This window comes from Paraburkholderia sp. (assembly GCF_036488505.1).
Lineage (GTDB): Bacteria > Pseudomonadota > Gammaproteobacteria > Burkholderiales > Burkholderiaceae > Paraburkholderia.
In genome coordinates, this window is record NZ_DASXHN010000164.1 from 1 (window position 1) to 8,887 (window position 8,887).

Annotated in this window: 8 protein-coding genes; 1 reads left to right on the forward strand and 7 read right to left on the reverse strand. The window is 65.3% G+C overall.

Annotation, left to right across the window (positions count from 1 at the left end):
• A partial coding sequence (locus tag VGH68_RS09790) for a dihydroxy-acid dehydratase (protein ID WP_331603395.1) occupies positions 1–431 on the reverse strand: 431 nt, incomplete at its 3' end.
• 313 nt (positions 432–744) lie between these two features.
• On the opposite strand from VGH68_RS09790, the gene VGH68_RS09795 reads away from it, so the two are divergent.
• Positions 745–1,590 (forward strand): MurR/RpiR family transcriptional regulator, encoded by an 846-nt coding sequence (locus VGH68_RS09795; protein WP_331603396.1) that lies wholly within the window; start codon positions 745–747, stop codon positions 1,588–1,590.
• Between the two features lie 126 nt (positions 1,591–1,716).
• Here the strand turns inward: VGH68_RS09795 and VGH68_RS09800 are convergent, their stop codons facing one another.
• The 6 genes from VGH68_RS09800 to VGH68_RS09825 form a co-directional block, all read right to left on the reverse strand.
• Entirely contained in the window at positions 1,717–2,133 is a 417-nt protein-coding gene (locus VGH68_RS09800) for a CopD family protein (RefSeq protein WP_331603397.1), read from the reverse strand.
• Between the two features lie 32 nt (positions 2,134–2,165).
• Complete coding sequence (locus VGH68_RS09805; protein ID WP_331603398.1) at positions 2,166–3,437, reverse strand: glutamate-5-semialdehyde dehydrogenase; 1,272 nt, start codon at positions 3,435–3,437, stop codon at positions 2,166–2,168.
• Positions 3,438–3,675: 238 nt separating this feature from the next.
• Positions 3,676–4,806, reverse strand: a complete 1,131-nt coding sequence (holA, locus tag VGH68_RS09810) for a DNA polymerase III subunit delta (protein ID WP_331603399.1) — start codon at positions 4,804–4,806, stop codon at positions 3,676–3,678.
• A gap of 80 nt (positions 4,807–4,886) precedes the next feature.
• Complete coding sequence (lptE, locus tag VGH68_RS09815; protein ID WP_331603400.1) at positions 4,887–5,438, reverse strand: LPS assembly lipoprotein LptE; 552 nt, start codon at positions 5,436–5,438, stop codon at positions 4,887–4,889.
• 86 nt (positions 5,439–5,524) lie between these two features.
• Entirely contained in the window at positions 5,525–8,116 is a 2,592-nt protein-coding gene (gene leuS / locus VGH68_RS09820) for a leucine--tRNA ligase (RefSeq protein WP_331603401.1), read from the reverse strand.
• A 160-nt stretch (positions 8,117–8,276) separates the two neighbouring features.
• On the reverse strand, positions 8,277–8,708 hold the full coding sequence (locus VGH68_RS09825; protein WP_331603402.1) for a biopolymer transporter ExbD: 432 nt from the start codon (positions 8,706–8,708) through the stop codon (positions 8,277–8,279).
• Between the last annotated feature and the right edge of the window lie 179 nt (positions 8,709–8,887).

The window sequence follows — 8,887 nt, forward strand, 5'->3', positions numbered from 1 at the left end:
GTGAGCGCGACCGCCGTGCTCATCGCGATCACTTCGCGCGAGAACAGCGACAGCTCCATGCCCGCGTTGCCCTGGGTGATGCCGTCGCACATCGCCGGCACGCCGCCCGCGAATTGGGCGACGCCGCCGTTCTCGCGCGCGGCCTGCTTGATGATGTCCGGGTAGCTGACGTACGGCGCATGGGCCGACAGCATCTCGTTGTACGAAGACACGATGCCGATGTTCGGCTGACGGATCTGCTTGATCGCGAGCTTGTCGTTGCCCTCGAGACCCGCGAAGCCGTGGGCAAGGTTCGCGCACGACAACGCGCCGCGCGCCGGGAACCGCCCTTGCGCGTGACGGATGCGTGCCAGATACGCATCACGGGTGGGCTTGCTGCGCTCGATCACGCGTTGCGTGACCTTCAATAATTGCGGATGCGGGGAAACCATCGGAGCTCCTTCGTCGGTGGCGGCTGACACACGCATGACGCCAGGCGGTATCGGGGGGCGCGGATTGTCAGGATGTTCTGGCGTCGAACGAGGCAATTTTAGTAGAAAAACTACATGGTCACAACGACGATTTCTGTTGCATTGCCGCAGCCGGGGATGCCCGCACTTGCTTTACTGGCAGCGCATCGCCGCCGAATCGCAAATCTAAGGGATTACACTTAGAAGCCAGTATGTAGTTTTTGTACATCATTTTGTGCGCTCCCAGCCAATCGGATATAGTCCACACGTTCTTCAGCATAGTGCGAGTTTCCCGATGATGCTGTCCCAGCTGCAAGAGATGCGCGACCAGTTGCGCCCGTCCGAGCGCAAGCTCGCCGATTACGTGATCGAGGCGCCGCGCGAGGTGCTCGATCTGTCGATGACTGAGGTCGCCGCGCGCGCCGGCGTCAGTCAGCCGACGATCGCGCGTTTCTGTCACGCGCTCGGCTTCTCGGGGTTTCGCGAATTCAAGATCCGCCTCGCGCAAGGTATCGCCGCGGAAGTGCCCGCCGTCTACCGCGACGTGCGCCCTGACGAGCCGACGCCGGGCGTCGCTGCGAAGGTGCTGGACCGCACCATCGGCGCGCTGATCCAGGTGCGCAATAACCTGTCGTCGGATAGCGTCGCCGCCGCGATCGCCATCCTCGCGCAGGCGCGACGCATCGAGTTCTACGGCGCGGGCGGCTCGGGCATCGCCGCGCTCGACGTACAGCACAAGTTCTTTCGCCTCGGCATGCCCAGCGTCGCGTATTCGGATCCGCATACGTTCCTGATGTCGGCGGCGCTGCTGGGCGCGGGCGACGTGGTCGTCGCGATCTCGAATACCGGCCGCACGCGCGACATCATCGATGCCGCGAAGGCGGCGCTCCACGCCGGGGCCAAAGTGATCGCGATCACCCACGGCAATTCGCCGCTCGCGCGGCTCGCGACGGTGGGTCTGTTTGCGAACGTCGACGAAGACACCGATATTTTTTCGCCGATGACCTCACGTGTGTCCCATCTGGCCATCGGCGACATTCTCGCGGTGGGCGTCGCGCTGAGCCGTGGGCCGGAATTGCTGGAGAAGCTCGCGCAGACCAAGGAGGTCATTCATCGACGGCGGGTGGATTCGCACGGATGACGCGCTCCAAAGACGCGCACCCGTAACGGCTGACGCGCGCCAGATGCAAAAAGGGCGGTGTACCGGTTAGCCGGCACACCGCCCTTTCGTTTTTCCCGCTCGACAGCGCCAGGCGCCGTCAGACGCTCAGAACGGCTTGATCACCACCAGCGCGACCGCCGCCAGCATCCCGAGCACCGGCAATTCGTTGAACATGCGGTACCACTTGTCCGTGCGGCGGTTCTCGCCGCGCTCGAAGCGCCGCAGCAGCACACCGCAATAGATGTGATAGACGACCAGCAGCACGACCACGCCGACTTTCGCGTGAATCCACCCCTCACCGCTGCCGATGCCGATCACGAGCCATAGCCACAATCCGCACGCAATCGCCGGCACCGCGATGAAGCTCATGAAGCGAAACAGCTTGCGCGCCATCAGCAGCAGACGCGCGGTAGCCGCGGGCTCGGTTTCCATCGCCAGATTGACGAAGATGCGAGGCAAATAGAACAGGCCGGCAAACCAGGAGGCAATCAATACGATGTGAAACGTCTTTACCCAGAGCATCGGCGGTTCCTTGTTGTCGTGTGGTGCAGCGCTTACTGCCGGCCCTCGCCGTGGCCGAGCACGACGTACTTCAGCGACGTCAGCCCGTCGAGGCCGACCGGGCCGCGCGCGTGCAGCTTGTCGTTCGAAATGCCGATCTCCGCGCCCAGCCCGAACTCGAAGCCGTCCGCGAAACGCGTGGACGCGTTGACCATCACGCTCGCCGAATCGACTTCGCGCAGGAAGCGCATCGCGCGGTCGTGGTCTTCCGTGACGATCGCGTCGGTGTGTTGCGAACTGTACGTGTTGATGTGCTCGATCGCCGCGTCCAGATCGTCGACGACCTTGATCGCGAGCACCGGCGCGAGATATTCGGTGCGCCAGTCTTGCTCGGTCGCGTCGACCAGCGGGCCGACGCCCGCATCGGCGAGGACCGCGCGCGCCGCCGCGTCAACGCGCAGCTCGACGTCCTTGGCTCGATACAGTTTGCCGAGCGGCGGCAGCACGCGCGCTGCGATGCCGCGCGCGACCAGCAGCGTTTCCATCGTGTTGCAGGTGCCGTAGCGGTGCGTCTTCGCGTTGTCGCAGACGTTCTGCGCCTTGGCCAGATCCGCGCGATCGTCGACATACACATGGCAGATGCCGTCGAGATGCTTGATCATCGGCACGCGCGCTTCCTTCATCAGCCGCTCGATCAGGCTCTTGCCCCCGCGCGGCACGATCACGTCGACGCATTCGGTCATCGTGATCAGCTTGCCGACCGCCGCGCGGTCGGCCGTCGCGACCACCTGCACCGCGTCCTGCGGCAGACCCGCCGCCGCGAGCCCTTCGCCGATCAGCTTCGCGAGCGCGGTATTGCATTCGAGCGCCTCAGAGCCGCCGCGCAGGATGGTTGCGTTGCCGGACTTCAGACACAGCGCGGCCGCGTCGATCGTCACGTTCGGGCGCGATTCGTAGATGATGCCGATCACGCCGAGCGGTACGCGCATCTGGCCGACCTGGATACCGCTCGGCCGATACTTCAGATTGCTGATCTCGCCGATCGGATCGGCTAGCGCGGCGACCTGGCGCAGACCTTCGACCATCGTTTTCAGCGCCTTGTCCGACAGCGTCAGACGGTCGATGAACGCGGCGTCGTGGCCTTTGTCGCGGGCGCGCTCGAGATCGCGCGCGTTGGCGGCCTTCAGCAGCCCGGCATCTCGCTCGATGGCCTCGGCGACCGCCGCCAGCGCGGCGTTCTTCGCGGCGGTCGACGCCCGCGCCATCGCGCGCGAAGCCTGGCGCGCGCGCCGGCCGAGGTCGGTCATGTACTGGTCGATATCCATGGTCATTCTCGTGGTGCCCCGCACGCTGACGTGCGGCAGTCGGGCGGAATTAGCGAAAGATCAAGCGATTGTAAGTCGGGTGCAGGGGCTTTGCTGATGCGTAGCCGGTGGATGTGCGCCGCGGCGGCGTCGCAGGCTCGCTGGGCGCTTGAGCCTCGCATGACAGCGCCCGTCACCCGTGCACTTTGCATGCAAGCTCGTGCGCGACAAAGCGGCCCGCGTTGCCCCGCTTCGCGCTTCAGGCTGGCCTGCGCGTCGGCGCGATAGTGGAAGCCCGAGGTCGTGCTGGCGGCGGCACGGGCGCCGTTGCCGATGGATTGGGCGCGGCCACCGTCATCGCGAGTTCGAACAGACCATCCCACGGATCGGGTGGCGGATCGTGGCGATGATTGCCGGGCGTGCCGCCCGACAAGCCCTTCACTTGCCGATCGACGCGCGCGGCCAATGCGAGCGCCTTCTCCAGCGCGGCTTCGCTGACGCGCGACAGCGCCGGCCCGATCAGCCGCTCACGCGGCCCCCACACGCGGTTCTCGCGCGTGAGCATCGCGAGCGGCTTGCCGGCCGCAACGCCGCGCTTGATCCGCAGCAGCGTGCGCACTTCCTCGACCACCGCCCACAGCACCAGCACCGCGGCCTCGCCTTCGCCACGCAGCCCGTCGAGCATGCGCGCCAAACGGCCGACGTCGCCGGCGAGCATCGCCTCGTTGAGCTTGAACACGTCGTAGCGCGCGACGTTCAGCACCGCGTCCTGAACCTGATCGAAGCTCAATGAGCCAGATGGGTACAGCAGCCCCAGCTTCTGGATTTCCTGATGCGCGGCAAGCAGATTGCCTTCGACGCGCTCGGCGATAAGCGCGAGCGCGCGCCGCCCTTCGTCGCCGGCCGCCACGCGCTGGCCTTGCGCTGAAAGCCGTTGGCCGACCCAGTTCGGCAATTGCGCGCGCTCGACCGGATCGATCTTCAGCGCGACGCCCGCGTCGGCGAGCGCGCTGAACCATGCGGATTTCTGTGTTGCCGCGTCGAGGCGCGGCAACGTGATCATCGTCAGCACGTCGTCGTTGACGGCGGCTGCGAGTGCCTTCAGCGCGTCCGCGCCTTCCTTGCCCGGCTTGCCCGACGGAATGCGCAACTCGACCAGCTGGCGGTCGCCGAACAACGACATCGACTGGCTCGCGCCCAACAGCGAACTCCAGTCGAAGCCGCGCTCGACCGTGAATACCGAGCGGTCGGTGAAGCCCGCCGCGCGCGCGGCCGCACGGATGCGATCGCACGCTTCCTGCGCGAGCAGATGCTCATCGCCGAATACGACGTAGAGTCCGGCGAGACCCTTGGCGAGATGCGCTTCGAGCGCGTCAGGTCGCAGTTGCATGGCTAACGGTTGGCAGGATGGGTCAAATGCGGCAAATCAGACGGAGTGGTCACGGATAACAGCGACGAACAGCTCACCGCTCACAGCGGCGGCGGCGGCAGCGGCGCGCGTGGCGCCACCCCTGGCACGGCCTCGGCCGGAGTCGGATGCAGCGAGCGCACCACGCCCAGACGGCGGATCAGCTGGTCGATCGCGTCGTTTTCCATGTCGGCGAACAGGATGTCGGACTCGGCGGCCTTCGCTTGCGAGAACTGATCGCTATAGGTCATCGCGCGATTCAAAGCGATCGCGCTCGGCGGGATCAGCACCGTGCCGTCCTTGCCGGTCAGCGTGTAGCTCATCTGCAGATTCAGCTGGTACTCGGCGACCACGCCAAGCGAGTTCAGCGTCAGCGTGTTGATGGTGCGGTTCTGCGCGATCCGCAGGATCGCGTCGGCATTCGCGATCGAGTTGACGACCACCGTGTCGCTGCCGCCCTGCACAATGCGCGTGAGACGCGCGTCAGCGGCGGCAGAGCCGCCGGACACATAGAGACGCTTGAACGCGTAGTCCTGCTGACCGCGGAGCTTGAAGCCGCAGGCCGATAACATCATTACGCTGCAAGCGAGCGTCAAAAACGATCTGCGAGTCACATTCGCTCCTGGTTCGCAGTGGATTCGCGGTGCCGACGAGCGCCGCGTGCAGCGGCGCTCCGTCTGCCGGATGATGCCCTGGAAGGTCAAACGACCACGTTCACGAGACGGCCCGGCACCACGATGATCTTCTTGGGCGCCTTGCCTTCGCTGAACTTCGCGACCATTTCGTGAGCGGCCGCGAGTTGCTCGATCGCTTCGCGCGACGCGTCTTTCGCGACCGTGATCGCGCCGCGCACCTTGCCGTTCACCTGCAGCACGAGTTCGATCTCGGCCTGTTCGAGCGCCTTCTCGTCGACCTTCGGCCACGGTGCGTCGAGCAGCGGACCGAACTCGTCCGCGTAACCGAGCTCCTGCCACAGCTGGAACGTCAGGTGCGGCACGACCGGATACAGCACGCGCAGCATCACGCTATAGGTTTCGCGCAGCACGGCCGGCTGGGCGCCCTTCGCGCTGTCGAGCGCGTTGAGCATCTTCATCGCGGCCGACACCACCGTGTTGTACTGCAGACGCTGATAGTCGAAATCGGCTTGCTTGAGCACGCTATAGATTTCGCGGCGCAGCGCCTTGTCGACCTCCGCGCTGGGGGCAGCGTCGGGCTGGCCACCGTTGCGCAGCGCGTCGCCGTTCGTGTAGCCGAAGTTCCAGACCCGGCGCAGGAAGCGGCTCGCGCCTTCGACGCCCGAACCCGACCATTCGAGCTGCTGCTCCGGCGGGGCGGCGAACATCACGAACAGACGCGCGGTGTCCGCGCCGTGCTGATCGATCAGCATCTGCGGGTCGACGCCGTTGTTCTTCGACTTCGACATCTTCTCGACGCCACCGAGCACGACCGGCTGGCCGTCCGCGTTCAGCACCGCGCCGACTGGGCGGCCCTTGTCGTCGAACGATACGGTTACGTCCGCCGGGTTGTACCAGGTCTTCTTGCCCGCTTCGTTTTCGCGGTAGTACGTTTCGTTGAGCACCATGCCCTGGGTGAGCAGGTTCTTCGCCGGCTCACCGAACTTGACGAGGCCGAGGTCGCGCATCACCTTCGCCCAGAAGCGCGAGTACAGCAGGTGCAGGATCGCGTGTTCGATGCCGCCGATGTACTGATCCATCGGCGCCCAGTAGTCGGTGCGCTCATCGACCATCGTTTGCGCGTTCGGCGATGCGTAGCGGTAGAAGTACCACGACGAATCGACGAAGGTGTCCATCGTGTCGGTTTCGCGCTTCGCCGCGCCGCCGCATGTCGGGCAGGTGCAGTTCACGAACGTCTCGGATTTCGCGAGCGGATTGCCGGTGCCGTCCGGCACGAGGTCTTCCGGCAGTACCACCGGCAGGTCTTGTTCCGGCACCGGCACATCGCCGCACTTGGGGCAGTGGATGATCGGAATCGGCGTGCCCCAGTAGCGCTGGCGCGAGACGCCCCAATCGCGCAGACGCCAGGTGATCTGCTTGTCGCCGAGGCGCAGTTCCTTCAGATCCGCGGCGATGCGATCGACCGCTTCGTCATACGCGAGGCCATCGTACTTGCCGCTGTTGATCAGCGTGCCGGCCTTCTCGGCGTACCACTCCTGCCAGGCGTCGGTCGAGAACCGCTTGCCTTCGACCGCGACCACCTGCTTGAGCGGCAGACCGTATTTCTTCACGAACGCGAAATCGCGCTCGTCGTGCGCCGGCACGCCCATCACCGCGCCTTCGCCGTAGCTCATCAGCACGTAGTTGCCGATCCACACCGGGACTTTTTCCTGCGTCAGCGGATGCGTGACGTAGAAGCCGGTGGCCATGCCCTTCTTTTCCATCGTCGCGACATCGGCCTCGGCGACGCCGCCACGCTTGCATTCGTCGATGAAGGCTTGCAGCTCGGGCTTATCTTGCGCAAGACGCGTGGCGAGCGGATGCTCGGCGGCGACCGCGCAGAACGTCACGCCCATGATCGTGTCGGCGCGCGTCGTGAACACCCGCAGCAGCTTCTGTTCGCCGTCGATTTCGTACGGAAAGCCGAAGTTCACGCCGAAGCTCTTGCCGATCCAGTTCTGCTGCATGATCTTCACGCGCTCGGGCCAGCCGAGGCCTTCGAGATCGTGGAGCAGTTCGTCCGCGTACTGCGTGATGCGCATGTAGTACATCGGGATTTCGCGCTTTTCGACCAGCGCGCCCGAGCGCCAGCCGCGCCCGTCGATCACCTGCTCGTTCGCCAGCACGGTCTGGTCGACCGGGTCCCAGTTGACGGTGCCGGTCTTCTTGTACGCGATGCCCTTTTCGAGCATCTTCAGGAACAGCCACTGGTTCCACTTGTAGTAGTCGGGGCTGCAGGTCGCGACTTCGCGCGACCAGTCGATCGCGAGCCCCATCGACTGCATCTGCTTCTTCATGTAAGCGATGTTGTCGTAGGTCCACTTCGCGGGCGGCACGTTATTGGCCATCGCCGCGTTTTCCGCGGGCATCCCGAACGCGTCCCAGCCCATCGGCATCAGCACGTTGTAGCCGTTCATCCGCAGATAGCGGTACATCACGTCGTTGATCGTGTAGTTGCGCACGTGCCCCATGTGCAGCTTGCCCGACGGATAAGGCAGCATCGAAACGCAATAGAACTTGGGCTTGTCGGTGGCTTCCGTCGTCTTGTAGGCGTCGACGGCGCGCCACTGTCCTTGCGCGGCGGCTTCGACGTCGGAGGGAACGTATTTTTCGTGCATGGTGTGATGGGATCGCTAGGTTCGGTGCTTTCGCACCGGCCTGGTGCTCTGCAGAATGTGATTGCGTCGCTTCCCCATGGCGGGGAAAGCGCTGATTATACCGTTCGCGCATCGGTGCGCCGCGCGGCGTTGCGGCGGCGATCAGAGGCCTGGCGCCCTGTCAGTGCTGCGCGCCGGGCGGCGGCGGATCAGTGACGAAGCCGATCCGTTCGAGCCCCGCCTGCTGCGCGGCGCCCATCACCTGCGCGATCACCTCGTAGCGCGTCGAGCGCTCCGCGCGTAGCTGGAGCTCCGGCTGGTCGGCCTGTTTGCCGGCCTCGGCGAAGCGCTCACGCATCTGCGCGAGCGTGATGGGCTGACTATTCCAGTACAGCCGACCGGTCGCGTCGATCGATAGCGCGATGGTCTGCGGGGTCTGACGCGCGGGCGCTGCCGCGACCTTCGGCAGGTCGAGCCGGATCGCGTGCGAAAACAACGGCGCGGTGATGATGAAAATGACCAGCAGCACCAGCATCACGTCGATCAACGGCGTCATGTTGATCTCGGCCATCGGCGCGGCCGTCTGCTTTTTTTCGAGTCCGCCGAATGCCATGTCGCTTTCTCCTTGCGTCTGGGCTCCACGGGGCCTGGCCGCGCTTCGCGAGCCGCGTGCGGCGCGCACGCGCGGCGTATCAGCGGTGCGTCTCGTGGGCCGAAGCCTGCTGCGCGCGCGCCGGCGCGTGGGGCGGCTCGACCGGCCCGCAAACGTACGCGTGAAGATCGTGCGCGAAA